Raw genomic sequence first — 25793 nt, 5'->3', positions numbered from 1 at the left:
CAAGCGCGCACCTCGGCTTCAAACCCTATGAATGTCATCGTCCAATTCTTTCTTCCCATCGACACATGGGTAATCTACCAAGATACTGTATATATAAAGCTAAAAAAACAGGATGATCTTGCCCCGTTTTAACGGACACCAAAGTCAAACAGACGAGGTGTCTTATGCCGAAATACAACAAATCTAGAAAGACTTGGCAGTATTCAAACGAATTCAAAGTGAAAGCGGTAATGCTTAGCTTGATAGAGGGTGTTCAAGTTAAGGAAGTGGCCGAAACTCTCGACATTCACCCTTTCATGCTGTCACGATGGCGAAAAGAGTTTCAGGAGGGGAAGATTGTGGCAGATAAACGAAGAAAGCTTACTGGTGTAGCCTCTAAAGCAGAAAAGGAACTTTCTAAGGTAAAGCGTTTAGAGGCGGAGAATCGTAAATTAAAGCAGGAGCTTGATTTGTTAAAAAAGTGGCAACGGTTTCTTGCGGAGGAACATCAGCAAGATATCGATTCATCCAGAGGTTCGGATCAGAACTAGGTATCAAAAGAACTTGTCAGTGGCTGGGAGTATCGCGCAGTGGCTATTATGATTGGCTGAAGAGGCAGCGATCGAACCGAAAACACCAAGATGATGATCTAAAGGTTCAGATTCAAAAGATTTCGGATGACTCTGCAGGGCGCTATGGTAGTCCAAGAATTTGGAAAGCCCTGCTAACCAAGGGATATGAAGTTAGCCGTAAGCGCGTAGCCCGGCTGATGCAGGAGTTAGGAGTCGTAGCCAGAGTTACGAGAGTGACACGTAGGGCACCAGGCATAAAGCGTTTCCTAGCCTCTGGGGAGAATCTTAGACCGGATGGAGCTGTGCCTAAAAGCAAGAATCAAGTTTGAGTTGCTGACATAACCTACCTTAAGGTTAAGGGGCAATGGCAGTACTTGTCAGTGGTGATGGATTTGTATTATCGCCGAGTAATCGGTTGGAGTTTAGGTGCGAAGAGAACAACAGAATTAACCCGTCGAACCCTGATGAATGCTGTAAGGAAAAGAGGATCACAACCGGGATTAATATTACAGACGGACAGAGGTGTAGAGTACAGAGGATCCGAGTATCAAAAAGAGTTGCGAAAATATGGAATCCAGCATAGCTTGAGTAGAGTGGGTAAATGTACGGATAATGCTCATATGGAGTCGTTCTTCCATAGCTTAAAAGCTGAACTGATTAGAGAAACTAGATTCCAGACAATGAGCCATCTAACGTATGCTTTGGCTCGATATATTAATGATTTTTACAACCGTAAGCGGCTGCATTCAGCTCTAGGCTATCAATCACCAATGGAATATGAGCGAATAGCAGCATGAAAAGTAGTGTGTCCGTTTTATCGGGACAAGATCAAAGTTTATTGATTGTTATAAAGTGGATTAGTTCAGACCAAATCTGACACATTCCCTTGAAAAAGAGGGGTTTACCGGTTTTGATGAAGGTGCCTAAACCTAAAAGCAAAACCAAGGATAAACCCCATGATCCATACTAATGATCGCATCATCAAACACAAGACCGGATTGCTAAATCTGGCAGAAGAACTCGGCAATATCTCCAAAGCTTGCAAGATGCTGGGTGTGTCGAGAGACACTTTCTATCGCTATAAGGAAGCCGTTTCAAGTGGCGGCGTGGACGCCCTTCTTGAGAAGAACCGGCGCGTGCCCAACCACAAGAACCGTGTTGACACAGCCATTGAAGAGGCAGTGTTAACTTATGCCGTCCAAGAGCCTGCCCACGGGCAGGTTCGAGTTTCCAATGAGCTGCGCAAACGCGGTGTATTTGTGTCCCCTAGTGGTGTTCGGAGTATCTGGTTACGGCACGACCTTGCTAACTTCAAATTGCGATTAAAGGCACTTGAGGCCAAGGTGGCTGAGGAGGGACTGATCCTTACAGAGTCACAGGTTCAAGCTTTAGAGAGAAAACGTCATGATGATGAAGCCTGTGGTGAAATTGATACTCAACACCCAGGTTATCTGGGCTCGCAGGATACCTTCTATGTAGGAACCTTTAAGGGCGTCGGACGTGTTTACCAACAAACCTATGTCGATACCTATGCAAAGGTGGCTCATTGCAAGCTGTATACCACCAAAACGCCAATCACTGCGGCAGACCTTCTGAATGATCGTGTACTGCCATTTTATGCCATGCATGATCTGCCAGTGCTGCGTATCCTAACTGATCGTGGTACTGAATATTGTGGCAAGTTGGAGCAGCACGACTACCAGCTATATCTGAGTGTGAACGAAATAGAACACACGAAGACAAAAGCCAGGCATCCGCAAACAAATGGGATCTGTGAGCGCTTTCATAAAACTATTTTACAAGAGTTCTATCAACCTTCATTACGCCGCAAGATCTATGGATCAATAGAGGACTTGCAAAAGGATCTAGACGAATGGCTCACATATTACAATAATGAGAGAACCCACCAGGGTAAGAAGTGTTGCGGTCGAACTCCGATGGCAACTCTTGAAGATGGAAAAAGTATTTGGAAGGAAAAGCTCGTAAGCTGAATTTGACCTGACAGAGCACCTCCTGAAAAACCGGTAACTGTCAGATCAAGTCTGAACTACTACATATAAAGTATAGTTAATCTAACTACTTCTTCTTTCCCAGTCATCAATAGTTTATACATCTCTAATTACAACTTCCGCGGTGGTGCGCTCCTGACTATGCTGATCTGTCCTCATTCTATACTGAAGGTTTCCTTCTGGGTCTATTAAAGAGCCTTTGCATCCATGATTAATCAGATATTAAGATTTATTTCCATAAGCTATACAGCGATAAGTTTCTCACTTCTCTTGTGCACTCCCTAATTGACGATCCATCCACATTTCACGGGCCGGAATATTGAATGCTATTGCTGTACTTCTTGAAACTAAAGCATCAAATTCAACTATCACCCTACTCATTAAAAACACTTTATTTCTTGAGCGGTGATAAGCCATAGCAAAAACCCCAATGACTAAATATAGAAATTCAGCCCTACACATCTCAATAGAGAAATGTACGATCAACTTGGCTTTAGCTATTTATTTGACTCATTAGATTTTTTACATTTACCAGGCTTGCAGGTATCTTTGGCATTATTACCATACAGACACCCTTTACTTTTTGAAGAATTATTATATAGTTTCAAGTTAGCCTTTTACGTCTTCCTTTGTACATACTTCATAAGTATCACCTTATATCCTTAGTTAAACTAGAAGAAAAGATACACAAGAAAATTCCAAGAACTGGGTACCTAGGAGCCCCTGCAGACTTTCAAGTCTATTTTTTACAATCACATTATATTTCATTGTATAAAAACTAGAACACCCACACCTTCTTACGATATCTTTCACAAATGGATCACTACTTTTTAATTTTTCGTAATTTTACTCATACTGTATAAACTCTTAATAAATTGATTGAAGCACACATTACGCTTAGATACTAAATAGATGTAGAGAAAAAAGTAATCCGACTCCTAACTTATTAGCACATTGATTCTCCAACTTTATAGAGCATAAAAAAATGAAATATTAAGTAAAGATTATGTAACCTATTAGCAACAATAGGACAACATACATGTATGGGATATCTAAATCATTATTCAAATCACCAATGGAAGCCAATTCCGCTAATAAAGTAAGGCTAGATAAATTTACTATTGGAAATAGTTAAGAGCTTTTACTCAGGTTTTTCCATCTATATTTTGACAGATTCGGCCTGAATAAAATCAAGCGGGAAGTTATCTAATAGCTAGGAAACCTTAATTATGCGACTCATCATTTTCACATAACAATAGTACCGGTAGCACCCCGGAGGGCACAGAGGCTCCACCAAGCAAAATGGCAGTATCATTAATACTGTGAAATCACCTGCTGCCAGACCATTCTTTTTAAGGTCTTACTATCGGCGGCTCTTGATCACCCTTTCTGTATCGCGATTTATATAATCTGCAATAGGAGAGTTGGGGTACAAGAGCGCCCCAATATGCTTAAGACTTAGTCAGCACTCTTTGTAAAACGCAGACTATCTTTCACTCGACCCCCTGTGCTTGGATCAGCCACATACCAAACTAGCTCGTAATCTCCAGCTTCGAACCAAGCTGGTATGTTCAGATAATTTCTAGTGTAATCTTTCTCCTCAGAATAATTTAATACCACATCCCTTGACTTATGGATGGGATAATTATCCCCATTGGGGAATTTAAGTACACTCCACTGTTCGAATGTAACCAATGACTGCGTAGAGTCTAAATTGCGAATACTTGCATCATAATTGACTCTGCCCCCATAGGATGGAACTGAAAACTCGACAGGTTCATCAAGTTCAATCGCCAACTGGATGTCGGAAATATCTCCCTCTACAACCAGCTCAATATCCCAGAACTCTACAAAACCATCCGATACAAAGAGGTGGAATTCACCCTCCCCATCAAGAAAATTTTTTGCAAAAAAACCATCACCACCCGCACAAAAATTAATATCTCCTATTTGTCGTACGGGATTGGGATTTTCTGGCGCTGGAAGATCTCCTGAATAAATTAGATGAGTCAGCACTAAACCTTTGGCAATTTGATCATCATCCCTCACTATTTCGCTTGTCCAACCATAACCCGCCGCTGAGGCATCACCATCTTTAGGCTCAGTATTGATACAAATTTTCTCAATAGAATCGAACTTATAGCCGATATCTAACTCCACCTCGTAATCAATTCCACTCTCCATTATGAAGGGGTATGGTTCACCTAGATCTATTTTAGTGCTTATCGTGTCTGCTTGAACCAATGCCGATGCACATATCAAAGTGACACCACCGATATATTTTTTCAACACGGTCTTGTGCAGGGGGCAGTTTGCATTCATTTTTTTCAAAATCACAATCCATTTGATACATTGAGAGATACAACAATAATTCGGACAGCTTTTAGAATCAAACTCTGATAAAGTAAGACTAGTTCCTTGACAATCAAGTATCCATCGAATGTCTTGGCAGCTCCAATCAGCGAAGAATAACTTTATTGATTTACTAGGCTAAAACTGTCCTAAGCATTATATTTCACGCTTTCCTACCTCTACAAAATTTTTTTGATCTCTAACCGTACAAAGTAAAATAGAAACTAAAGGCGACACTACTAATTAATCTAGTTATACCAATAAATATTTATATGTGAGCGCAAATTGCACAACCACTTCTGTCAAAGTGCTGCCCACACCCCATAACTATCAACAATATCTCTGGGCGATCGACCACATTTTGTTTTAGTTATCCGCCGGGAATAGGCATGGCTAAATCGAGCCACGCGCAGCGTAGCGACACCTCATCAAAACAACCAGACACCAACCCGGCGGTATGGCCCAAGATACTCATCAGTCTTTAGATAGATCAAAAGTACTCGGCTAAATTCTCTTCACTGCTATAAGCTATTTGTTTCTAATTTTATCACTCAATGTAACTAGCATCCTTAACACAGGCAACGAACAACAAAGATTGAATTGATCGAGTGCACTAATAAATTGAGCAACCATAGGGCCGGATACAAAAAATAGTCATAGAAAAACATCCTTGTAAAACTGCAACCTATAAATTAAGTTGGCGCCGCCATCCTGACTTCATTCAGGCCGGGATATTTAAACTTAAGCTGAAGGATTCAACTTAATGAAAAAAATTTCTATATTTATATTCACCACCCTGCTTGCCCTTTCTGGACAAACCAATGCTAAAAATGCGTTAGAAGGTGGTGAGAAACTTCTACCAGGCCAAAAATTACTATCCAACAATGGGAAGTACGAGCTTCGCATGCAAACCGGTGGCAATCTAGCTGTAAATGAACTTCGCACAAACTCCAACAGTGGTGAAACCTGGTCTACAAATTTGTGGTCATCCAATACAGGGGCAAATCCAAATTCTGAAGCAGTATTACAGCGGGCTGGTAATTTTGTGATTTACAGTACAAGTGGCAAAGCCCTTTGGGCAGCTTTTAAAACTGGCAAGTCTGAGTATGCAAATTCACGGCTTATAATGCAGGACGATGGTAACCTTGTTCTGTATAAGTCCGATGGCGGTGTAATCTGGCATACTGATACCGCCAACACACCTCAAACCTGCACCACAAAATATATCGATATGTGGGGGGGTGGTTTGCAATATGGCAGTAGCTTCCCTTCAGAATATTCCTGTAAGGCACAAGTTCCTTTGCTACCCAGTCCAGATGATTATTGGGCACCAGGCAGCGGGGCTGAGCTTTGTGTAATCAGCCCTTCTTACGCAGGCAAATATCCTCAATCTGTTTGTGAGTAGATCTTAAGTTTAACTAGCTTAAAAATACCAACCGCTATTCTGTAGAGGTTGGTACACTTAGCACACTATTGTTTTCGATGATTATCCTAAAGAATATCCCACATTGATTAATTTCTATCATCCACTAAGAATTGCCATAGCCACAATAGAACTATGCACTGCGGGGCGATTCGCTACTTCATCAATGCTGCCAGAAACAAGGCCGGCAGCCTCGTCAACAACATTGAATTACCAATTTACCATCAAGCCCGCCACTGCTATCAGCACACCGGCAAAGCCGAGCCAGTTGTTTGCAAGCCAACCCGCGAAAGTTTCTGTACAATGGCGGTCATGTAGCCAACCTTGTCTGCTGATATTCTAAGGGTATCGTGAAGTATCATGACTGCTTCCAAGCCTTCATCGCTTTTCTAGCGCTTCGCTCCACGATATAACCACTGAGGCCGATTTTAACAATCGCCAGTAGTGCGAGCATCTGGACCTCACTGAGGTTTGAAGCAGCCCACCCCGACCAGTGAAATACAATCAGCCCGAAGAATGTGAGCATTGTTACTGGCCGCCAATTTCTCTGTAGCCATGACTATCCCGAGGCTTCTACCGTGATTACCTGGGTTGCTGCCTTTAGCTCTTCCAAGTCCATTGAAATCAGCTGTGAAGCAACCTGAGCCTTTAGGCGGTTGGCTTCCGTCTTGTCTGGGAGAGTTTTATCGATGACCTTACCAAGCAGGTTGGATATCGCTGAAATCACAAGTAGCTCCTGATTGAGGTTTTTTTAGGTACAAAAAACCGGCTCAGTGGCCGGTTTATATGATTGAGTATCTGGCTGGCTTATTTAAGCACTACCCTGCATTAATCATGATGCCATATATTTGGTATTCACTTCCCTGAATGGCAATAGTCACTTTCAGTGTACCTGATGTACCAAACTCACTCTCTTCAGGAAACTTAACTGCATAATGCAAAACGTAGAAACTTGTATTCCCCTCTGTTCCGGCTAGTTGAGAGTGGGTGAAAGCACCACTCTCAACAGAATTGAAAATTTTGGTTAATCTCTGGAACTCAGTTTCTGCGCTCTCTTTTGTAAATTGGGCTTTTGCTGCAGGGCCGAACATGTTATATAAGGCATCATTATCACCAGCATTAAATGCTTTGACGAATTCATTATATATATGCACTCGGACCTTAGAGTCTATAAACAATGGTAGCTCGTGCTCTGCCGTTTTTTCTGCTTGAGTTTGTACTGGAGCTGTCCTCTCATTGAGGCCAAACCATACGGTTGCAACTATATTTGCCACTAGGAGAAGAATTATTACTGATTGAGATGGTTGCACCTGTTGAGATCCCCATGATTTAGACTGAAGTTTATATAGCGGCCCCATGACCACTACCAGCACACTTAACGTGCGCGAAGCTACCTAAGATTGCAAATAATATCAACGAGTTATGCGAATTCTTCTAGTAATGAAAGCAGCTAAACATTATCGAGTCCGTTTTTAGTCACATTTCCTACCCAACCGTACTAATTACCCTAGGCTTTCCTACATTGACTGCCCCTTCACGACACTCCCTTAATCCTGGCGGTTACTTTCCCCCCCCCACTTAATACCCATTTTTCGGATCTTGATCAGTTAATAGCTCCAGACGGTGGGGCGGGTGCGCTCGCCGGGTATTGACTCAAGGTCATCCAGATGAAGGAATCGCTTTCCTATTGGGCCTTTCTGCTTTACTCCTATACCAGTAAACCCTAACTCCTGAGCGACTTGGATTAACCGATAGGCTCGCCCTACAGCTACCTGAACAACAACAGCTTGCCCAGTGGCGTGGGTCATAGTGGCATTTAACTGAATGTTATGTGCTAGGCAACGATAACCGGAATTGATAATCATTGATTTGCCAAATCGCTCTCTGACTCTAATCAAGCGCATTAGCGTTTCATCTTTAAAATGATTTTTACCACAACAACGACAGGCCAACTCCAACTCTTTGAAATAGTCGTTATGAAACATAAACCCTCAAGATTTAAGCAAAAAAACGGCGGCCAAAAGAGCGCCGCCAAGTACAAGTAGTCAAAGGGTGAGAATGAAAATCCAGAAACAAGAAAGCCCGCACTAGGGCGGGCTTCTATGGCAACAACCAGAGTTATCTGGTTATTTTTCTACTCAACACTAAAAAGGCTATCGTCCAACTTTTCAGCAGATATCTTCTCAGCTGTATATATTAACTTATAGTTCTCTTGGTGCCACTCATGCCTTAAGTATGGCGACTTAGCAACCTCCCAATACCTATTCAAATAGGAAAATTCCAATTTTTGGAATTGAGCTGGGTCAATAAATATACTAGGGGAATACCAATACTTTGATAGCGATCCATCTTCGTATTCAATAGTAACTACACGGGTCTTTCTCCCAAGAACCTCATAGTCAGAATCAGCATCTGTAAAGCTCTTGAGCCTCCTTGTCTCTTTTCCACTATCGTGAGAAACAGAGACAGGATCAGACTTCATCTTTAAAAACTGCTTATTCTCTGATGCTACATAAACTTCCCAAGCATGCTCTTGCCCCTGCTTTCCAGTGAAAACCATTTTCATATAACCTGGCTTGTAAAAGGCCTGAGCAGAAGTTCCAAAGCCTTCTTCCAGAAAATGTATAGGGAGGTTTTCGTGATAGCTCTCAAATTCAATTTTATACTTAATAACCCCTTCAAATGACTCATCTGCACTAGCATGACTAAATGTAAGAAGGGCAAGTACCGTTAAAACAAATATCCGTATCATAAATTCCTCAAAAGCTTAATATTCATCCAGTAGAGCACGGGCAATTGTGACATTAAAAGTATCGTCTAAACACAACTCAGGTGGTAATTTTAAGCATAAAAAACCCGACTAGGGGAGCCGGGTTTATTTACAAAGCAGAAAAACTGCACGCTAGGAAATTTATACCCCCTCAGGACAAAGCTGTCAACAAACGGCTTTATGCCGACCTCTGTACTCCTGCACAATCTCAGAAACAGGCCCCAAAGCTCTTGCAGGTAAAGGGTCCAAACGCCGTTGCAAACGTTTCCAAATTTGTACCCACTCCCTATCCCACCGCTTTTTGTCACATCCTAAAATTGTCCGCGCTTGGTCCAGGTCTATTAATCGGCCATTTACATCGCGCAGTGCACACGCATTAATACAAAATAGCGCTAGCTGGCTAACCTTTTCTCGCGGGTGCGGCTCCTCCCATTTGTCGAATTCATTCATCAAGTATTTCAATAGTGTCGCTCGCTCTTTGACTCTTGAGGCTGGCGGGGCGTAGGCGGCCATGCCCCAGCAGTATGCCAATGGATCACACTCTCTCAACTTTGCAACTGCATCTTGGATTAATCCCTTTTCACAGGTATCCATGATGCGGTTGCCGCTGTCCTTGGCTCCGGGGGTTTCTTTCGCAACTAGTGTTGGGGCTGCAACCCGGCAAATGACTTGGTTGGCCCTGCCCTGCACCTCTCCGCGAATTACAACCTTTCGCTCTCTCCCTGCTGATGAAACCGTACTTCTGCCGCCCATGGCTTCATAATCAAATGCAGCGGTGGAGCTGTCAAAGGCGTCGTGCCACGCTTGTCTAGCACTTTCGAATTTCATGTCATGCCCCCAAGCAATTTTCAAGCAACCAAAAACCAGCCACACACCCCATCATGCTGCCTTCGGCATACTCTCGTAGTAATCCTGAAAACGCATTTCGGCCGCGTGCAAATTATCGCGGTGATAGGTGCCCAGGTAATTTATGTGGCCCTGGTTTATCCAGAATTGGGTATCCACCGTATTCGCGAAAACGATTTCCACGAGGTGGGCGGACTTGGTTATGAGAATCGTAATTTGAGCGCAGAGCCTGTTGACAGCTGTCGCTCTCTTTCCGGATCAAGGTAATAAAGACCTCGCAAGATCGAAAGGTCATAGTCCATATAGCCACTGATGCCATCAATGGGAGTTATATCAACAGAACTTCGTGACTCTTCACCGGGTTCAAGGTCCGACATTCCCGCCACTTATGAATAGGAAGTGCCATCACCACTGCGCTAAGTTTTATACACAAGTTTTTCCGGTTTTATTATGTAAATCAATAAGTTACAGTTTGACCTGGCATGAATTACAGATTTGATTGGATTATTATGCAGGACTGGGTCATGGACGAAGTAAAAAATCAGGTTATGGGTGATACACGCTTGAATAAGCGCTTGTCCAATATTCTTAGTAGTTTAAGTTCAGATCCAAAGAATAGCATTCCCTGTGCAAACAAAACTTGGGCAGAAACGTTTGCAGCTTATCGCTTTATCGAAAATGATAAAGTCAATTTTGACTCTATTATGAGCGGCCATAAATCGGCAACTCTTGAGAGAATCAAGGCGCAGCCCGTTGTTCTTATCCCTCAAGATACCACCTTTCTAAATTTTGCCACTGACTTAGAAAGTAAAGAGATGGGAACACTTAGGCGGAAAGAGACCAATCAGCAACTCTTGCACACCTCCATCGCTATAACGCCATCAAGAATTAACTTGGGTGTTGTTGAGGGTAGTATGTGGCAGAGAGACAAGGAATCAAGCTCTAATTCCCGTTATACCAAGTCGATAAAGGATAAGGAGAGTCGACGCTGGCTAGACCATTACGAAACGGCTTGTCAGATACAGGAGCGCTGCCCTGAAAGTACAATTGTGAGTATTGCTGATAGAGAGGGTGATATTCATGAGTGGTTTCAACTGGCTGAAGATCAAAGTGAACAGCGGCGGGCGAGCTATATCGTTCGAGCTAAGGCCAATCGCACTTTAGAGCTCGATGGAGAAGAAACGGTTTTGCTTTGGGATCATATGAATGAGCAGAAATCTGTCGGTCTATACACGGTAGATATTCCCAAACGGAATGGAGAGCCTGGAAGAAAAGCCAAGGTCAACGTATCCACTACTGAGATACGGCTACTTGGGAAAGGAAAATCTAAACGACCACTTTCTCTCTATGCTGTATTGGCTAAAGAATTAAACCCACCAGAGAGTGAAAAAGGCATTGAGTGGATGCTGTTAACTGATCTTCCAGTTGAAGACTTTAAGCAGGCAAGGGTCATCATTGAGTGGTATCGAAGCCGGTGGGAAATTGAAACCTATTTTCGGGTGGTGAAAGGCGGATGCCAGATAGAAAGTAACCGTTTTAGAACAGAGCAGCGCATGTTGAACTGCATTGCGATCTATATGATTATTGGATGGCGGCTACATTCGATAACTACGCATGCACGAAGAGTTCCTGACGCACCGTGTACAAGTGCCTACTCTGAAAAAGAATGGCGTATGATATGGATGATGCGAGATAAAACTACTCCACCAAATGAACCCCCAAGCATGAGGGAGATAACCCGTATGTTGGCAGGTTTAGGAGGTTTTTTGGGGCGTAAAGGGGATGGCGAGCCAGGGGTTAAAACCGTTTGGCAGGGATACACCAAGCTACTTCATTATATAGAGGCAGCAGAAGCTCTAAATGGACTTAAATAATGTGTATAAAACACAGCCACTGCGTTAGAGCTTGGTTTTATAACCTTGTGCCATAGTCATAACCTCATTAGGTTGTTTCGTTAAAAATCTGTGGGTTCGGTGGAATACTTGATGCTATACGCCATAGCGTACTTCACCTAATGGGTGATCCTGATCCAACGCAAACTCGGTTTGGCTAAGCAGGAACAAATCACAGGCGTCCTCCAGAGAAGCATCCCGCAAGACGTTTTCAATATCTGCCGCTGCCTGGTCTAACGCGGTATACACATCGCCGCTAATTTTCACTATAGAAGCAACTGTCAGATCTAGTTGCCGCTCAGTACCGCCATGCATTTCGTGTTCGGTGCTCTCAACTGCAAAGCTCACGACAATGGCCGGAAGCTTTTTGGTATCAATTTCTTCTATGGTGCCAGGAGATGGGAATATGTAGCCGGATAAGGTTTGCAGCTTGCTTTGTACGACATCGCGGATTGTTATGCGCTGGGCCCTTGAGATGTGTTCCATGAATTTTGGGCATAAAAAACCCGCTAATGCGAGTTTTAACTTCATGTATTTGGAACGGCCTTATTTTTCATCTAAATTATAGATCTTTTTTCAAAGTCTCTAAAGAAACAATCCGAGATAGGAGTATTTTGAGATCATTCAAAGGAAACCTACCTAGCTCTGTATTGATAAAATCTACCAATTGAGGAATGTCACTATCTGACCGAACAAATATATACTTAATGTCGCTTGGAGACATTTCTAAAGAAAATTTCTCAATTTCTTTATTAGCCCGCTCTTTTTTATCTTCGAATTGTTCTTGATATAACAAATCTGTAACGGGCGAAACAAAACGCCACTCATTCTCTTGATAGAATTCCTTTTCTACAAAAGAACCTGAAACTAACATTTTCCCATTAACGGGTTTTACAATCGACCAATATTCAAAAAGATGATCACTGAACCGCTGATGCTCTACATCACTGACACTATTAAAATAAAACAAATATTTTGCCAAACTTTGAGCAACACCGCCCTCCGGGCTATATATAACTGGATTCAATCCATTCTTATAACCCCAACTTTTAGTCAACCCCAACCCAAAATTACCGTAAAAATCAGTATGCTCATAAATTCTTGAAAGAGGGATATCGCAAAAACAGCTCATTGGAAAAGCAATGTGCTTATCACTTTCAGCCCCAAACCATTCTATGTCCTCTAAACAGTATCTAGGTTGAATACCATTTTTTAATATTAGCTGCAAAACATCTAAAGATTTCGTGAAGTGGAATAGGTTATCTGATTTAGGCTTCATTGATCCTTCCAATTTCGGGCTCCTTGAGAAATTTCTAAACCTCAGTATTTTCTTTGCTTTATACAAATTATGGAAGTGGTTTTGTAATAGCATCTACTAGCCATACACTAACGCTCGCCAAACCACCCCATCATCCTCCAACCTTTTTCGTACCGTGTACTCCACACCACTAAATGTAATCACCGCCTCTGAGTTGTAGGCCCCCACCTCACTCACCAGCAGACTCAACTCAATACGCGGCACCCGCACGCGTTCCTCATCATCGAAGTCATCAATCTCCTACTCAAAGATCACGCGGCAATCAATAGGTTCACCGCCGCTACACTCATCGTAGGTAGCGGCTCTGCCCCATTTACGGAACGCACGCTCTGCGGCTCTCTGGTCCAGATCCATGGTCCACCTAGGATTTAACGGTGCCCGGTACGCCGGTGAATTTGCCCGCAAGGTTGGCGGCGCCTGTGCCAGCAGCCTCAGCGGCAAAGGCCGTTGCGCCGGTGATATCTCCCGTGGCTGCGTTGTTATCAAACGACCTGGAAGCGACCACCCAAGTGAGAGTTTCACCCTGATTGATCTCTGCGGCAGATACCCTGGGCACAGTAAATACACCATCAACACCAACTACACCGGACTCACCCACCGCGATATCATCCATCGCCACACCCAGCACCATACCAACTGGCACAACCTGACCAGAGGTAATATCCGCGCTGGTGCTGTTGGTGTAATCCAGCATGCGCCCGTCTCGCACATGATTAGTAGCCATTCTCTTTCCCTTGATTGGTTTTATAACTGAAGAAAATATGACCATTGAGGCGCGCATCAGAGAGCACTTCGGCAGTATTGCGCAAAATGATAGAGGCCGTCTTTGGTCAAGCAGTTCCAGATTCCATCACATCACTCGTGATTCAAATGTATATGGATGCACGCAGGTAGCAACACCCTACCGCTGCAAACAGAGAGCGCACATTTCTCAGTATTATTTTTCGCTGGGGAAAGGCTCGCGGATTCGTATCAATCGAAGACCCAGCCAGGGCGGTCAAGCCAATCAAGGAAAAACCGGCTGGGCGGTATGTCGAAGATTCCGAATATTTAGCTTTCTATAACTGGCTAGAGCCCAAGGGACATACTGCCCACGCGGCCGCAATGGAGATTGCCTACCTTTGTGCAGCACGCCAACAAGACGTTCTCGCACTGAAGCGACAAGATATCACCGACGAAGGTTTATTGATTTGCCAACAAAAGACCGGCAAGAAGCAACTGAAGCTCTGGACAGACCGATTGCACGATGCCGTTGAGCTGGCACTTAAAAGCAACACCACTTCCAGGTCGCAAAGTATGTATCTGATTCGCGGCCGAACTGGGCAGCGCTTCACCCGAGACGGATTCAACACCACCTGGAGCAGAGAGCAAAGAGCTGCCAATGAGGCCGGCGCCCTACCCACTCGCTTCCGGTTTCATGACTTAAAGATCAAAGGCATCTCAGATTTCGAAGGCGACAAGCAGGAATTCAGCGGGCACAAGACTCGCAGCATGATGGAGCGCTACAACCACACCGCCGATAAAGTTGTTTCCCTTAACAAGGCGAGGATTAAAGGAAAGGAAGACACGCCAAAGGACACTGGATGAATGTCCAATCGGAGGGGCTGAAAAAATCGATTGTGGTAAAAATTACCCCCTCGAATTACCCCTCAAAGGCCCAAAACTAAAAAACCCCGCACTCGGCGGGGTTTTAAGTCCTTGATAAACAAGGAAGAATCTGGGGTGGCCGACGGGGATCGAACCCGCGACCTCAGGAGCCACAATCCTGTGCTCTACCAACTGAGCTACGGCCACCATAAAAGTGATATACTTCAGCACCTTGTGGCAGTACTGATTGCCGGATACCTCTTGCAGCCAATCTGGCTTCAGACTAAGTCCTTTTTGCCAAACCAGCACCATCTTGTAAAGATGGCACGCCCGGCAGGACTCGAACCTGCGACCATCCGCTTAGAAGGCGGATGCTCTATCCAGCTGAGCTACGGGCGCAAGGTGAACCCGGAAAATTGGTCGGGGCAGAGGGATTCGAACCCCCGACATCCTGCTCCCAAAGCAGGCGCGCTACCAGACTGCGCTATGCCCCGTTTTTCCAATCATTCGCACCTCTTTGACCCTGTTAACCGCCCCGTAGGTGGTTGTGTAAGTCGCTGTAGCTGCGAAGTGCGTGCATAGTAATGATACCCCCGGCCCATGTCAACGCTTCTAAGCTATTATTTTTAAAGAAGTTTATCCTTTTGCCTATCTGGGCCCAGAAGTGGCGAAATTATTTCCAACCTGTGCGAAAATGGCGCACTTCGCGAATCCGACCGGATAAAAAGTAAGCGTTTTTAAAAATCGCCGGCTCCCGCCCTTCTATATAAAGTAGGTGCTGAAGCAGATTCCGGTCTATTAGCCATCGATTTTTTACTGTTAGAGATAGTATCTATGTCTGCACTGGTTCTGGACGGCAAGGCCCTGGCACAGAAAACTGAAGAGGAACTCTCGGCTCGGGTAGCCGTACTAAAGGAAAAGAGTGGTGGCCAAACGCCAATCCTGGCGACCATTCTGGTAGGTGATGACCCCGCCTCCGCCACTTACGTAAAGATGAAGGGCAATGCCTGCCGCCGAATCGGCATGGACTCCCTTCAGGTGGAACTGCCCTCCTCCACCACCACTGAGCAGCTGCTCGCCAAGATCGAAGAACTCAACACCAACCCCAACGTCCACGGCATTCTGCTCCAGCACCCGGTACCGGCGCAGATCGATGAGCGCGCTTGTTTTGATGCGATCAGCCTGGAGAAAGATGTAGACGGTGTAACCTGCCTGGGCTTTGGCCGTATGGCAATGGGTGAAGAGGCCTATGGCTGCGCGACTCCTAAAGGAATTATGCGCCTGCTGGAAGCCTACAATATTGAATTGGAAGGCAAGCACGCCGTGGTTGTGGGCCGCAGCCCCATTTTGGGTAAGCCGATGGCGGCCATGTTGTTGAATGCCAATGCCACCGTGACTATCTGCCACTCCCGCACCCAAGACCTGGCCGAGCATATCCGCCGCGCCGATATCGTAGTGGGCGCTGTGGGCAAGCCTGAGTTTATCAAGGCCGAGTGGATTAAGGATGGCGCAGTGGTTGTGGATGCCGGTTACCACCCCGGCGGTGTCGGCGATGTCGAGCTGGGCCCGCTGACCGAGCGCGCTGCAGCTTACACCCCGGTACCCGGTGGCGTTGGTCCCATGACCATCAATACCCTGATCTATCAATCTGTCGATTCCGGTGAGCGTAAAATTGGCTAACCTGATTCGTCTGGATAAAGCGGTCAGCCAGGTCACCGACCTCTCCCGCACTGATGTAAAGCGCGCCGCCTGGGCGGGGCGCATTACCGTCAATGGTGAGGTGGTCACCAATGCGGCCACCAAAATACAAGTCAGTGATGAGTTGTGCCTGGATGATGAGCCCCTGCACGAGCCGGGGCCCCGCTACATTATGTTGAACAAGCCCCTGGGCTATGTCAGTGCCACCAAAGATGGCGAGCACCCTACAGTGCTGGACCTGATTGATGAGCCTAACAAGGAAAAGCTGCATATTGCCGGGCGCCTGGATATTGATACCACCGGCCTGGTGCTGCTTACCGATGACGGCCAGTGGTCCCACAAGGTGACCTCCCCCAACCACCATTGCGACAAGACCTACTACGCTCTGTTGGCCGAGAAAATTGAGGAAGATGCCGTGGCCAAGCTTGCCAAGGGTGTCTGGCTCAATAACGAAAAGAAGAGAACCAAGCCCGCCAAGCTGGAGATCCTCTTTGCCAACGAAGTGCGCATCACCATCGGTGAAGGGCGCTATCATCAGGTGAAGCGTATGTTTGCGGCCCTGGGCAATAAGGTATTGGAGTTGCACCGGGAAAAGATCGGCGAAATCATCTTGGATGAAGAACTTCAGGAAGGTGATTACCGCCTCCTGACCCCTGAAGAAATTGCCTCTATCAATTAAAAAAAGATATGTCAGCCCTTCTACATCAGGAACTTATCCAGGCCCCAGAGGAAACCCTGTGGATCGCCGATGAAAACAGCAAACCCCTCTTACACCAGGAGGGGTTTCATTTTGCCGGGGATTTAATCAGTAACCGCTGGGATATTGCCGAACTCGCCGAAAATACGGTGAAGCGGAGCTTCTTCAACGATTTCCACTTTGAAGAACTGGACCGCAAATACCGCCGTATTGTTTACGCCGTTTCGAAAGAGAAGGCCGTAGTTCACCATATTATTGATTGTGCACCCCACTTCCTCGGTGAAGGTGGCGAGTTGGTTCTGCTGGGTGAAAAGCAAAGCGGAATCAAAAGCTACGCTGCGAAAGTAGCCGAGCGCCTGGGCACTGCCAAGCACTTGCAAAAAAACGGCAACGACTACCTGAGCAGTAATGTTGTCGCTCACGAGGACACCGGCAATCCAATCGGTGAGCTTCAGTACGCCCAGTTACAAAAGCTGCCCGAGCTTGGCGACCTCTACTCCAAGCCGGGATTGTTCGGTTGGAACAAAATCGATAAAGGCAGTGCCCTACTCGCCCAGCAATTAACCACTGAGTTGCCACAGGACGGTTCTCGTATTGTTGATCTCGGTTGTGGTTATGGCTACCTGAGTATGCAATTAGCCGCTTTGGGTAAATATCATTTTACCGCTACGGATAATAACGCCGCTGCTCTATTGGCCTGCCGCAAGAATTTTACCGAACAGGGAGTCGAAGGCATCGTTGTGCCCTCTGATGCAGGCTCTGAACTGGAAAGTGAAATCGCCGATCTGGTGCTGTGCAACCCACCTTTCCACCAGGGCTTTCAGGTGGAGGGAGATTTGACCGATCGCTTTCTGCAGCAGAGTGCTCGGATTCTTAAAGATTCCGGCGCTGCGATTTTTGTGGTGAATGAATTTATTCCCCTAGCGAAAAAAGGGCCCCGCTATTTTTCCCAGGTGGATTTGATCACTAAAGAGCAAGGATTTTGCGTATACCGACTGCGCCCCTAAGAGCTGGGGGCGCAGACCGGCAGCAGTCGCCTGGAAACAGGATTAAAGGCTAGTAATCGCGCAGATTAAACAAGTTCATCGACAGCGTATGCTCTTCCAACTCTTCGAGTTGTCGTAATCGTTCGAATGCATCCCGTGCCGATGGGGTTTCAGCGCCCTGGGCAAGATCCCGATATTGATCGGCCAGGTAGATCTCGATATCCATGGCCAACTTGGCAATCTGCTCCAAGTCTTCAATATCAATGCCGCGCAAGCGCTGCAAAAATTCTTTCTCTCGCCCTTCCGGGGCAAATTGCACCCAAGTATGTAGGGCTCCAGGGGGCAGGTCTGCATGGAAATTTTCCAGTGAGTGCTTCATGGAATCTTCCCGTCGTCGCAGCTGATCCAGCAGCAACTCGACCCGTTCATTGGTGGCAAGCTGCTCATACTCTTCGTACTGCAGCGCCAACTTGGCATGAAAATCCCTTCCTTCCTGAATCACTTCCTCAACAGTTTTGTACCGCATCAATCGATCCCGGCAGAACACTTCGCTCACCTTGAGTATAGTCACGAGGTGACAAAGGGCGCCAATGAATATCACTATTAAAGTGACAGGGATTTTAGGAGCCGGCCTCTGTGGGGGCTGTCGAGATCAGCGAAGCTGGCTCATGCGGAAATCCAGGCGCCGGTTGGGGTTGGCGGGATTGATCTTTTCTGGGGCCCTGGCCGCCAGCTCACCTTTGCGCAGAGCTCCTCTGCTCACTGCCAGGATATGATTCTCATACTGGGGCATATAGGCCATCCAGGCGCCGCCGAGTCGCTCACGCATAGCTTTGTCGCGCCAAGCGCTGTTCTGTAGCTCGGGCCTATCCCCGAAGTTACTGACCAGCACGCCATCCTTATGGAGCAGGCGCATCAGGCTGGAGCACCAGGACTTATCGGCAGGTACCGCTCGCTGCGCTACGCCGTCGCAGTGCCCAAATAAGTCGTCGATCACCAGGTCGAAAGTGCTGTGAGAGGGTCGCTTCAAGTGGTCGTGCACAAAGTCGCAGGCATCCGCACACACCAGCTCAACATCGCGTACGCCAAAGAAGCGACGGGCAATATCCAGGTGCACCGGGTCCAAATCTACGCCGACAATACGCTTGGCGGAGGTGAACGCCTGCAAAAGGCGAATCAGGGCACCGCCACCGACACCGAGTACCAATACCGAATTCAAGCGCTCTTCAGGGAGGAAAAATGCCGGTAGCAGCAATAACTCCCAAAGGGAACCCTTGAGCGGATCGCGGGGATTCCATTGAGAGTGGAAAACCCCGTTGCTGTAGAGGCGCACACTGGCACCATGATTGCGCACCTGGTAACAGGTGTCGCCAACCTGCTTTTGCCAAAGCAGCGCCATCAGCTCGCCGGGAGGTCTGAGGACTTGAGCAATACCCGGGCAAAATCCTGTAGACCCACCAGGTCTTCCTCGCTAAAGCGCGCCACACTGGGGCTATCGATATCCAACACTCCCAGGCAACGACCCGCTTCGTCATAGAGCGGCACCACCACCTCTGAAGCCGACACGGCATCGCAGGCGATATGGCCGGGGAACTGATGCACATCCTCTACCAATTGGGATTCACCGGTCGAAACAGCAGTACCGCAAACACCGGCACCCACTGGAATCCGGGTACAGGCAGGCTTGCCCTGGAAGGGCCCCAAACGCAATTCATCACCGTAGAGGAAATAGAAACCGGCCCAGTTGATATCTTCCAACTCCATAAACAATAGCGCACTGGCATTGGCGGTGTTGGCCAGCCAGTCTCGCTCTCCAGAAAGCAATCCTTCCAGCTGCCCATTTAAGGTGGTGTAAAACTTGTTCAGCGACATACCTAGCGCCCCTTGCCCACTTATAATTTCAAATCGTGTCAGCTAAAACTGGCAAACCCGCAAAACAGTATCCTGCGGGAGGCAGGTATTTTGCGGGCTTTGGCGAGGGAATCAATATGCAGAGTGCAAAATTACTGGTAGGGATCGACCACTGCGGGCTCTTCACCGGTCTCACCGCGATACTCATCGGCATCTACAGTGGGGCGAGACCACTCGCTTTCATCATTGTTGCTACGAGTGTTCGACTGGATAGCCGGCGGCGCGCTGGTAACGTCTGATTGCATCAGGTTGCGCGACTTTTCGAAGCGGTCTTCCACTTTTGGCTTGGGCGCAACTTGTGCGGGATTGCCGCTACCTTCGCGGCGAATACGGTTGGCCATAGCACTCAGATTAGGGCGGCGGCGCTCCGCAAGCTTCACGGTTTCCAATTCACTGTTCAGGCGGTTGATCTCCGCCTGTAAATCACCCATCTGCGCCTGAAGTTCAGTAATCTGGGTCAACACACCTTTTACTTTACGGCTTTCCTTCTCGTACATCACGGCGGCGCCGCCAAAGGCCAACGCAAAAATGACCAGGATGGAAAACTGACGCATAGCAAACTCCGGAAACTGCATTTGTTATTCTGAGGGGCATTTTTACAGCATATTTTTTCTATCTTCCGAGAAATTGCGCATAAAAAACAAGTTCAAACGCCCGCTGACGCCTTGATAGTCACCATTCCATAAAAACGAACAATTAAAATTTATCGGATAGCGACATATTCACACTAATGTCCCAGCCAGCTCCCCAATCTCAACCGCCTCCTGATCCACATAGCGATTGCTGCCTGAAATTGCTGGCAGCAGAGTGCTATCTGCGTATTGGCAACCAATCGCTTGCACCAGCTTTTGCCCCACCTTTTCCGCCTGCTCCGGAGCATGGGCTTTTCCCGTGCGCAGAAAATGCAGTAACAGATCGTAGCCCGGGCGCCAGCACTGCAAGTCGGGAAAGCTCTTTCTCAGCGCTGCGGCAATCCGCAATCCTTCATAGTCCAGATCCCCCCAGAAAAATGTTGGAACCGTTCGGGATTCCCCATCTTGCCACCAGCTTAGGAATTGCTGCCGGATATTTTCACTAACCACATTAATAGTGCTGAAGCGCACCCTCTCCCCATTGCGAATCCGTTCTGCGCCGCCCTGGTAGCCCTCGCTATAAACCAGCGCAGCACGACTGGGTTGCAGCTCCGCCAGGCTAATAAAAGTGTCCTGGTTTTCGATAAAAATGACCTGCTCAAATTGCCTGGGCAGGTAGGCGTGGAGTAAAAGCTGGCGCTCCTGGATTTTACGGCTCAGGTCAGGATAGAGATTGCGCACCAGAGATTGACGGCTGGGTAATTCCAGGTATTTGGAATCCCCTTTAAAGCAGCGCGCGGCTAATTGTCGCCAGGAAATTTTATCGGCAAAGATCAGCTCTTTGCCGACGGACACCCAGCAAGCAATAATTTCTTCGACGGAATCAAACCCCGGTTGGAGCTCCAAGCCTTCGAGGGGAAAAGCAGAGGGATTTTCAAAGCGATCGACATAGGGTTCCAGCAGGCTGGTCCAGGCGGATTGGCGAACGGTGGGGGATGGGCGATTGAGCCACAGGCGCAGCTGTTCCTCGCTGGCATCCCGAAAAATCAATTGGGCCCCCTGCCACTCGGCAATACCCGGCCGCCTTTTCGGATTCGGTTTTACCGTAAAACACTGGTATTCCCGCGCAAAATGCTGCAATTCATTCCACAGCTCCTGCTCGTCCTGATCGGGGTCCCTGAGGGGCTCCAACACTTCCAACCAGCGCTTACTGCCAGCGCGCAAATCCAGCCTGAAACTAATGCGGGCTTCCTTGCCGCGTTCCAGCTGGCTGTCCCGCCGATCCAGAATAAAATTCAGGATACCGATTAACAGCGGGTTTTCCTCTACCCAATAGGGCAATGTCTTTTCCATCGGTTGCCTCCCTGCCAATGGAGGGGTTTCCCCCGAAAATACCTATCCCTCTACTTCTACCAGGTCCATAAAATCCAGCGATGCCTGTTGGCGAATCGTGCGGCGGTGATTGGCCCAGAGTTCGGCGATACGCTCCTGGTTGCACACCTTGCGATCCACATACACCCGGGTATTCAGCTGACCGATGGGCTTGGCACTGGGGCACTTACTGAATACAAACTGATTCGAGATCAGATCCATAAAAGGCCCGGATTTACTGCTGGGCATAATAAACAGCAGCTGTAAGCCCAGGGTTTCAGTCAGGTAACGGATCACTTCCTTGGAGCGGGACTCATCCATTTTGGAGAAGGCCTCATCCACCAGCACCATTTGCAAATGGCTGCCACTCTCACCAAAGCGGAAGGCCGAAGTGACCGCTGCGGAGCGGATAATATAAGCCGGCGTTTCCAGCTGACCGCCGGAACCGGTGCCGTACTGGCTGAGCGCAATCGGCTCCTTGCCCTCCGGTTCCTTATAGATCTCATAGCTGCGGTAGTTGCGATAGTCGCTGATTCGATCCAGCTCGCGCCGCGCTACCTGCTCGTCTTCACTCAGCAGCATGCTCAACAGGCGATCCCGCACCTTGCGGTGCTTGGGTGCCAAGTCCGTGTCGAACAAGCTCTGTTCTTCACCCAGATTCGGCAGTTCAATTACCGCCTTAAAGAAGCTCCAGTACTCCTTGAATTCCGCCACCCACTGGTAGTCGAAACGGAAGCGCTCACGGTCGGCGCCAAAGCGGTGGTGTTCCAGCTCTTTGTTCAGATCATCCAACACGCGCTTACCATCGTTAATGGACTGGTAAATAGCGTGGCACAAGTGGGTTACAAAAGTGGTGTTAAAGGATTTTTTCAATCCCAGCAATTGATCGTGGCGCTCCACCAGCAGGTTGTTCTTCAGGCGGTTGCGCAGGGTCTCTACCTGATCGCCGAGACCGCTGATCAACTTGAACAGGTTGTCTTTATGGCCGCCACTCAAGTCTGGCTCAAACACCAGGGTATCGACGCTGGCACAGGTGGCGTTGTACTCCATCACCGCGCGATCCAACTGGCGACTGTATTTCTCCAGCTGCCCCTGCCAACTTTCGATATCCGCTGAGAAGTCGAAGTTGTCAGCTGCGCGCTCTACCTGCTCATCGGCAGTAACCAGTACTTGCTCGGCATCGAAAGTGGGATCGATGGCGGTAATACGCCTTACCATTTCCTCGCTGTCACTGGCAGCATCGTCCAGGGACTCCAGCTCGCCAGACAGCGCGTATAAGAGTTTGTCGTTGCTTCTTAGCTTGGTCTCCAGAGAGCCATGTTTGCGCTGGAGGTCCGACAGCTGCTTTTGCTGATCTTTGAGCTGGGCCTTGAGTTCATCGACCTGCTGCTCGAACTGCTCGAAGTCCTTCAGGTCCAGGTTTTCCAGGGCGCGCTCGGCACTGCGCCATTCCCGCTGGGCCGCCAGGGCGGTATCCACAATGGACAACAGCTTGATATTCGCCAGTCCGCGCACCGCGTTGGTAACGCGACGGTAGAGCTGGTGGCGCTCGTTGACGTGGGCGGCCTCTTCCAGCAACTGCTCCATAGCGCGCTGCTGCGCCGCCAGTGCGCGAGCGCGGGCGCCCTGGCCGAATACCAACTCGGCATCGTCCATATCGCAGCGCCACATGCTGTAGTTGCCACTGGCCATACCGTCGGCAGTCAGGCCCCGGCGGGTGCCGCGCAGCTCGTGTTCATCCTCCACCTGCACCACGGCACCGTAAGAGGCGCGCAAATAGTGCTCGGCAGTTTTATGGGTGAACTCCATCAGTTCGATAATGGAGCCCGACGGCATATCCAGGCGCTCCGCATCGCGGCGGGCTTTGTCCCCCTGGATCACGCGGGCGCGGTTGTTGCGCCCGGGCAGGCTGCGCACGATGCGAATCGCGCGGGCCTCGTGTTCCGGCTCCACGATAATCGAGAAACGCGCGCCGCCCAGATAGCCTTCAATCGCCATCTGCCATCGCTCATCCAGCACTTCCACATAATCACACAGGACGCGGGGCTCCGCCTCTGGGCACTGTTCGCGAATTGCGGCCAGGGCCACTTCCACCGATTGGGGGTAGCGCACGCGGTTGGCCTGGAGATGCTGAATACGACTTTCCTGGGTGCGCAGCTGCTTTTGCAGTTGCTGCACTTTTTGCTCCCAGCGGGAGGCCTGCTGGGCAATCTGCTCTTTGGGGGAAACCTCATCACTGGCGCCAGCTTTACCACTGCTATCCAGCAGGTCGAAGAGGCGGTTCTGTAGGGCCTCACTGCTGGCAGCGCGCTCGCGCAGTGGCTCCAGTGCGGCCAGATCGATCCAGTCCTTGCCCAGCAACTTGTGCAAATCCGGCAGGTCTTCCTCGCGGGCTACCTGCTTGATCGCCTGCACCAGTGCCTTATCGGCGAAGGCGGGAATTTCCAGCTCGGCGGAGGTGGAGTTGAGCAGGTTTAATAATTCTTCAGCGGCCTCGCGGTTCTCGCGCCAGCGGGCTTCTTCGGCAGACATGGGGGTGTGCTGCCGGGACAGAAGGCTCAGGGCATTGTTAATGCGCTGTTCCAGTTCGTCCTTATTGCGCAGCGCATCGATACCCAGGCGCTGGGCTTGAAGCTCTACCAGCTGGCCATTGAGCTGCTCGACGCGTTCGGAGGCGACGCGCACTTCACGCTCATTATTGTCCAGATCGCTGCGCAGTTTTTTCTGGTCGTTCTTACCGCTCAGATAACTCTTTTGCACCCGCTGCTGGCGGTGGCGTGCGCACAAATATTCCTGCACCCGCAACTGCAACCACTGCTCCCGGTAGAGCTCTACCGACTGGGCGATGGCCTCCAGGGAACTGACCCGCTCCACAATCTGGCGGGCTTCCTGCTCCATGCTGTGAATGGTTTTCATCAGCTCGGATACGGAGCGGATGGCATCACCCAGATCGCGTTTTTCCAATACTTCCTGGGCGACAAAATCGTTGATGCTTTTTACTGGCTTGTAGGCCATAAAATTGGCAAAAGTGCGCGCGGCGTGCATGGCCTCGCGATCGGAGACCGCATCGCGGCGTCCGCGCAGGGCGCCGTAAAGGCGGCGCAGGTAGGCCTTTTTCTTGTCGTACTGCTCTACTTTTTCGAACTGCTTGCTCAGGACCTGGTTGAATTTATCCAGCGGCAACAGGTGTTTGCCATCGGTGTAATCCCGGACAAAATCCCCCATCACCAATTGTTCGCCGGGGAATACGAAAAAGCGCAAATCACTTTGGCGGGCCTGGGCGGGTTTGCTGCTGTTATCCAGGTGTGCGCGAATACCCATCACTGCAGTAAAAGGCTCAGCATCGTCTTCACCGCTGGTGGGGTGAAAAATACCGGCAATGTAACAGTCGGTGGGCTCGACACGGGCGTAACTGCCGTCGTCACAACCCAGTACATAGGAAGCTAGCGTCCGCACCTGCTTGCCACCGCGCCCGCGCTGGGTGGTTTCATCCTGTCCCGGGTTAAAGGTAAACAGGGTGTCGTGGGCGGCGGTCATCAATGTCTGGATAGCATCGGCCGCCGTGGTTTTACCGGAACCGTTGCCACCGGAAAACAGGTTGATCGGGCCGAAATCATATTCCAACTGCGGGATATTGCCCCAGTTAATCAGGATCAGTTTTTTTAGGAACATAGTCTTTTCAAAAAAACGGTCTTTTCAAAAGCAGGGTCTTTTTGCAGGCGGGAAGCCGACACCCTTCTCCGAGGCTCCCGGGTGCGATTTACGCAAACCCGGGCGGTCGAATGTTTTCGATTTTTTATAGCCGCTAGT

Annotated in this window: 25 protein-coding genes, 3 tRNA genes and 1 pseudogene; 9 read left to right on the top strand and 20 right to left on the bottom strand. The window is 48.4% G+C overall.

The genetic code is table 11. The features are described 5' to 3' along the window. Positions 1-164 precede the first annotated feature (164 nt). Together ACJJIL_RS07295 and ACJJIL_RS07290 are read left to right on the top strand one after the other, a co-directional pair. A pseudogene (locus tag ACJJIL_RS07295) lies at positions 165-1348 on the top strand (IS3 family transposase). A gap of 159 nt (positions 1349-1507) precedes the next feature. Next, positions 1508-2542 (top strand): IS481 family transposase, encoded by a 1035-nt coding sequence (locus ACJJIL_RS07290; RefSeq protein ID WP_445359737.1) that lies wholly within the window; start codon positions 1508-1510, stop codon positions 2540-2542. Between the two features lie 279 nt (positions 2543-2821). Here the strand turns inward: ACJJIL_RS07290 and ACJJIL_RS07285 are convergent, their stop codons facing one another. Further along, positions 2822-2977 (bottom strand): hypothetical protein, encoded by a 156-nt coding sequence (locus tag ACJJIL_RS07285; RefSeq protein WP_445361550.1) that lies wholly within the window; start codon positions 2975-2977, stop codon positions 2822-2824. Positions 2978-4018: 1041 nt separating this feature from the next. Beyond that, on the bottom strand, positions 4019-4882 hold the full coding sequence (locus ACJJIL_RS07280; protein ID WP_445361995.1) for an RbmA family biofilm matrix protein: 864 nt from the start codon (positions 4880-4882) through the stop codon (positions 4019-4021). A gap of 793 nt (positions 4883-5675) precedes the next feature. Between ACJJIL_RS07280 and ACJJIL_RS07275 the strand changes: the two genes are divergently transcribed. Continuing rightward, positions 5676-6317, top strand: a complete 642-nt coding sequence (locus tag ACJJIL_RS07275) for a hypothetical protein (RefSeq protein ID WP_445361549.1) — start codon at positions 5676-5678, stop codon at positions 6315-6317. Between the two features lie 577 nt (positions 6318-6894). Here ACJJIL_RS07275 and ACJJIL_RS07270 read toward each other — a convergent pair. The 5 genes from ACJJIL_RS07270 to ACJJIL_RS07250 all read right to left on the bottom strand — a co-directional run bounded on the left by ACJJIL_RS07270 (position 6895) and on the right by ACJJIL_RS07250 (position 9933). Next, positions 6895-7062 carry a hypothetical protein gene (locus tag ACJJIL_RS07270; RefSeq protein WP_445361548.1) on the bottom strand — a complete coding sequence of 56 codons (168 nt, stop codon included), beginning with the start codon at positions 7060-7062 and terminating at the stop codon, positions 6895-6897. A gap of 91 nt (positions 7063-7153) precedes the next feature. Beyond that, the gene (locus tag ACJJIL_RS07265; protein WP_445361547.1) at positions 7154-7645 is read right to left on the bottom strand and encodes a hypothetical protein; all 492 of its coding nucleotides are present in this window, start codon (positions 7643-7645) and stop codon (positions 7154-7156) included. A 297-nt stretch (positions 7646-7942) separates the two neighbouring features. After that, positions 7943-8320, bottom strand: coding sequence for a D-Ala-D-Ala carboxypeptidase family metallohydrolase (locus ACJJIL_RS07260; protein WP_445361546.1), 378 nt, complete (start codon positions 8318-8320; stop codon positions 7943-7945). A gap of 149 nt (positions 8321-8469) precedes the next feature. After that, positions 8470-9087 (bottom strand): hypothetical protein, encoded by a 618-nt coding sequence (locus ACJJIL_RS07255; protein WP_445361545.1) that lies wholly within the window; start codon positions 9085-9087, stop codon positions 8470-8472. A 183-nt stretch (positions 9088-9270) separates the two neighbouring features. Continuing rightward, complete coding sequence (locus tag ACJJIL_RS07250) at positions 9271-9933, bottom strand: hypothetical protein (RefSeq protein WP_445361544.1); 663 nt, start codon at positions 9931-9933, stop codon at positions 9271-9273. A 105-nt stretch (positions 9934-10038) separates the two neighbouring features. Here ACJJIL_RS07250 and ACJJIL_RS07245 point away from each other — a divergent pair, with 105 nt between their 5' ends. Then, a complete protein-coding gene (locus ACJJIL_RS07245; protein WP_445361543.1) occupies positions 10039-10218 on the top strand; it encodes a hypothetical protein in 180 nt (59 codons plus the stop codon). A gap of 215 nt (positions 10219-10433) precedes the next feature. Continuing rightward, the gene (locus tag ACJJIL_RS07240; RefSeq protein ID WP_507021881.1) at positions 10434-11825 is read left to right on the top strand and encodes an IS4 family transposase; all 1392 of its coding nucleotides are present in this window, start codon (positions 10434-10436) and stop codon (positions 11823-11825) included. Positions 11826-11939: 114 nt separating this feature from the next. On the opposite strand, the gene ACJJIL_RS07235 is transcribed toward ACJJIL_RS07240, so the two are convergent. The 4 genes from ACJJIL_RS07235 to ACJJIL_RS07220 all read right to left on the bottom strand — a co-directional run bounded on the left by ACJJIL_RS07235 (position 11940) and on the right by ACJJIL_RS07220 (position 13885). Next, entirely contained in the window at positions 11940-12329 is a 390-nt protein-coding gene (locus ACJJIL_RS07235; protein WP_445361542.1) for a hypothetical protein, read from the bottom strand. 76 nt (positions 12330-12405) lie between these two features. Further along, positions 12406-13122 (bottom strand): abortive infection system antitoxin AbiGi family protein, encoded by a 717-nt coding sequence (locus ACJJIL_RS07230; RefSeq protein ID WP_445361541.1) that lies wholly within the window; start codon positions 13120-13122, stop codon positions 12406-12408. 96 nt (positions 13123-13218) lie between these two features. After that, entirely contained in the window at positions 13219-13365 is a 147-nt protein-coding gene (locus ACJJIL_RS07225; protein WP_445361540.1) for a hypothetical protein, read from the bottom strand. A 157-nt stretch (positions 13366-13522) separates the two neighbouring features. After that, positions 13523-13885 (bottom strand): DUF2190 family protein, encoded by a 363-nt coding sequence (locus tag ACJJIL_RS07220; RefSeq protein ID WP_445361539.1) that lies wholly within the window; start codon positions 13883-13885, stop codon positions 13523-13525. 212 nt (positions 13886-14097) lie between these two features. Between ACJJIL_RS07220 and ACJJIL_RS07215 the strand changes: the two genes are divergently transcribed. Beyond that, entirely contained in the window at positions 14098-14748 is a 651-nt protein-coding gene (locus tag ACJJIL_RS07215) for a tyrosine-type recombinase/integrase (protein ID WP_445361994.1), read from the top strand. Between the two features lie 131 nt (positions 14749-14879). Here the strand turns inward: ACJJIL_RS07215 and ACJJIL_RS07210 are convergent. From ACJJIL_RS07210 to ACJJIL_RS07200, 3 genes are all read right to left on the bottom strand, one after another. Then, positions 14880-14955, bottom strand: a tRNA-His gene (locus ACJJIL_RS07210). Between the two features lie 115 nt (positions 14956-15070). Then, positions 15071-15147 (bottom strand) — tRNA-Arg (locus tag ACJJIL_RS07205). An 18-nt stretch (positions 15148-15165) separates the two neighbouring features. Further along, a tRNA-Pro gene (locus ACJJIL_RS07200) sits at positions 15166-15242 on the bottom strand. Between the two features lie 340 nt (positions 15243-15582). Here ACJJIL_RS07200 and folD point away from each other — a divergent pair. The 3 genes from folD to ACJJIL_RS07185 are packed head-to-tail and all read left to right on the top strand — an operon-like array spanning position 15583 to position 18150. Then, positions 15583-16428 (top strand): bifunctional methylenetetrahydrofolate dehydrogenase/methenyltetrahydrofolate cyclohydrolase FolD, encoded by an 846-nt coding sequence (gene folD / locus ACJJIL_RS07195; RefSeq protein WP_445358093.1) that lies wholly within the window; start codon positions 15583-15585, stop codon positions 16426-16428. After that, complete coding sequence (gene rsuA, locus ACJJIL_RS07190) at positions 16421-17125, top strand: 16S rRNA pseudouridine(516) synthase RsuA (protein WP_282932200.1); 705 nt, start codon at positions 16421-16423, stop codon at positions 17123-17125. The genes folD and rsuA overlap by 8 nt, the downstream gene beginning before the upstream one ends. Before the next feature lie 8 nt (positions 17126-17133). Beyond that, entirely contained in the window at positions 17134-18150 is a 1017-nt protein-coding gene (locus ACJJIL_RS07185) for a class I SAM-dependent methyltransferase (protein ID WP_444936188.1), read from the top strand. 49 nt (positions 18151-18199) lie between these two features. Here ACJJIL_RS07185 and ACJJIL_RS07180 read toward each other — a convergent pair whose 3' ends face one another. The 6 genes from ACJJIL_RS07180 to ACJJIL_RS07155 all read right to left on the bottom strand — a co-directional run bounded on the left by ACJJIL_RS07180 (position 18200) and on the right by ACJJIL_RS07155 (position 25655). After that, positions 18200-18655, bottom strand: coding sequence for a hypothetical protein (locus ACJJIL_RS07180; RefSeq protein WP_282932198.1), 456 nt, complete (start codon positions 18653-18655; stop codon positions 18200-18202). Positions 18656-18781: 126 nt separating this feature from the next. Then, complete coding sequence (locus ACJJIL_RS07175) at positions 18782-19528, bottom strand: spermidine synthase (RefSeq protein WP_445361538.1); 747 nt, start codon at positions 19526-19528, stop codon at positions 18782-18784. After that, entirely contained in the window at positions 19528-20001 is a 474-nt protein-coding gene (gene msrC / locus ACJJIL_RS07170; protein ID WP_444897770.1) for a free L-methionine (R)-S-oxide reductase MsrC, read from the bottom strand. Before msrC ends, ACJJIL_RS07175 begins: the two co-directional genes overlap by 1 nt. A gap of 131 nt (positions 20002-20132) precedes the next feature. Then, positions 20133-20594 (bottom strand): 6TM ABC transporter family protein, encoded by a 462-nt coding sequence (locus ACJJIL_RS07165; protein ID WP_444897771.1) that lies wholly within the window; start codon positions 20592-20594, stop codon positions 20133-20135. Positions 20595-20762: 168 nt separating this feature from the next. Further along, entirely contained in the window at positions 20763-21965 is a 1203-nt protein-coding gene (locus ACJJIL_RS07160; RefSeq protein ID WP_445361537.1) for a Wadjet anti-phage system protein JetD domain-containing protein, read from the bottom strand. Positions 21966-22007: 42 nt separating this feature from the next. After that, positions 22008-25655, bottom strand: coding sequence for an ATP-binding protein (locus ACJJIL_RS07155; RefSeq protein WP_445361536.1), 3648 nt, complete (start codon positions 25653-25655; stop codon positions 22008-22010). Positions 25656-25793: the final 138 nt, after the last annotated feature.

The sequence above is a fragment of the Microbulbifer maximicatervae (SeqCode) genome (assembly GCF_052468095.1).
Note: the sequence above shows the minus strand (reverse complement) of the source record. Positions and strands in the feature narration are given on the sequence as shown.

Excerpts from the sequence above, each read along its gene's own strand:
- ACJJIL_RS07290 (WP_445359737.1), top strand. The coding sequence starts at position 1,508 with ATGATCCATACTAATGATCGCATCATCAAACACAAGACCGGATTGCTA.
- ACJJIL_RS07285 (WP_445361550.1), bottom strand. The coding sequence starts at position 2,977 with ATGGCTTATCACCGCTCAAGAAATAAAGTGTTTTTAATGAGTAGGGTG.
- ACJJIL_RS07280 (WP_445361995.1), bottom strand. The coding sequence starts at position 4,882 with ATGAATGCAAACTGCCCCCTGCACAAGACCGTGTTGAAAAAATATATC.
- ACJJIL_RS07275 (WP_445361549.1), top strand. The coding sequence starts at position 5,676 with ATGAAAAAAATTTCTATATTTATATTCACCACCCTGCTTGCCCTTTCT.
- ACJJIL_RS07260 (WP_445361546.1), bottom strand. The coding sequence starts at position 8,320 with ATGTTTCATAACGACTATTTCAAAGAGTTGGAGTTGGCCTGTCGTTGT.
- ACJJIL_RS07255 (WP_445361545.1), bottom strand. The coding sequence starts at position 9,087 with ATGATACGGATATTTGTTTTAACGGTACTTGCCCTTCTTACATTTAGT.
- ACJJIL_RS07250 (WP_445361544.1), bottom strand. The coding sequence starts at position 9,933 with ATGAAATTCGAAAGTGCTAGACAAGCGTGGCACGACGCCTTTGACAGC.
- ACJJIL_RS07240 (WP_507021881.1), top strand. The coding sequence starts at position 10,434 with ATGAATTACAGATTTGATTGGATTATTATGCAGGACTGGGTCATGGAC.
- ACJJIL_RS07235 (WP_445361542.1), bottom strand. The coding sequence starts at position 12,329 with ATGGAACACATCTCAAGGGCCCAGCGCATAACAATCCGCGATGTCGTA.
- ACJJIL_RS07230 (WP_445361541.1), bottom strand. The coding sequence starts at position 13,122 with ATGAAGCCTAAATCAGATAACCTATTCCACTTCACGAAATCTTTAGAT.
- ACJJIL_RS07220 (WP_445361539.1), bottom strand. The coding sequence starts at position 13,885 with ATGGCTACTAATCATGTGCGAGACGGGCGCATGCTGGATTACACCAAC.
- folD (WP_445358093.1), top strand. The coding sequence starts at position 15,583 with ATGTCTGCACTGGTTCTGGACGGCAAGGCCCTGGCACAGAAAACTGAA.
- ACJJIL_RS07185 (WP_444936188.1), top strand. The coding sequence starts at position 17,134 with ATGTCAGCCCTTCTACATCAGGAACTTATCCAGGCCCCAGAGGAAACC.
- ACJJIL_RS07180 (WP_282932198.1), bottom strand. The coding sequence starts at position 18,655 with ATGCGGTACAAAACTGTTGAGGAAGTGATTCAGGAAGGAAGGGATTTT.
- ACJJIL_RS07175 (WP_445361538.1), bottom strand. The coding sequence starts at position 19,528 with ATGGCGCTGCTTTGGCAAAAGCAGGTTGGCGACACCTGTTACCAGGTG.
- msrC (WP_444897770.1), bottom strand. The coding sequence starts at position 20,001 with ATGTCGCTGAACAAGTTTTACACCACCTTAAATGGGCAGCTGGAAGGA.
- ACJJIL_RS07165 (WP_444897771.1), bottom strand. The coding sequence starts at position 20,594 with ATGCGTCAGTTTTCCATCCTGGTCATTTTTGCGTTGGCCTTTGGCGGC.
- ACJJIL_RS07160 (WP_445361537.1), bottom strand. The coding sequence starts at position 21,965 with ATGGAAAAGACATTGCCCTATTGGGTAGAGGAAAACCCGCTGTTAATC.
- ACJJIL_RS07155 (WP_445361536.1), bottom strand. The coding sequence starts at position 25,655 with ATGTTCCTAAAAAAACTGATCCTGATTAACTGGGGCAATATCCCGCAG.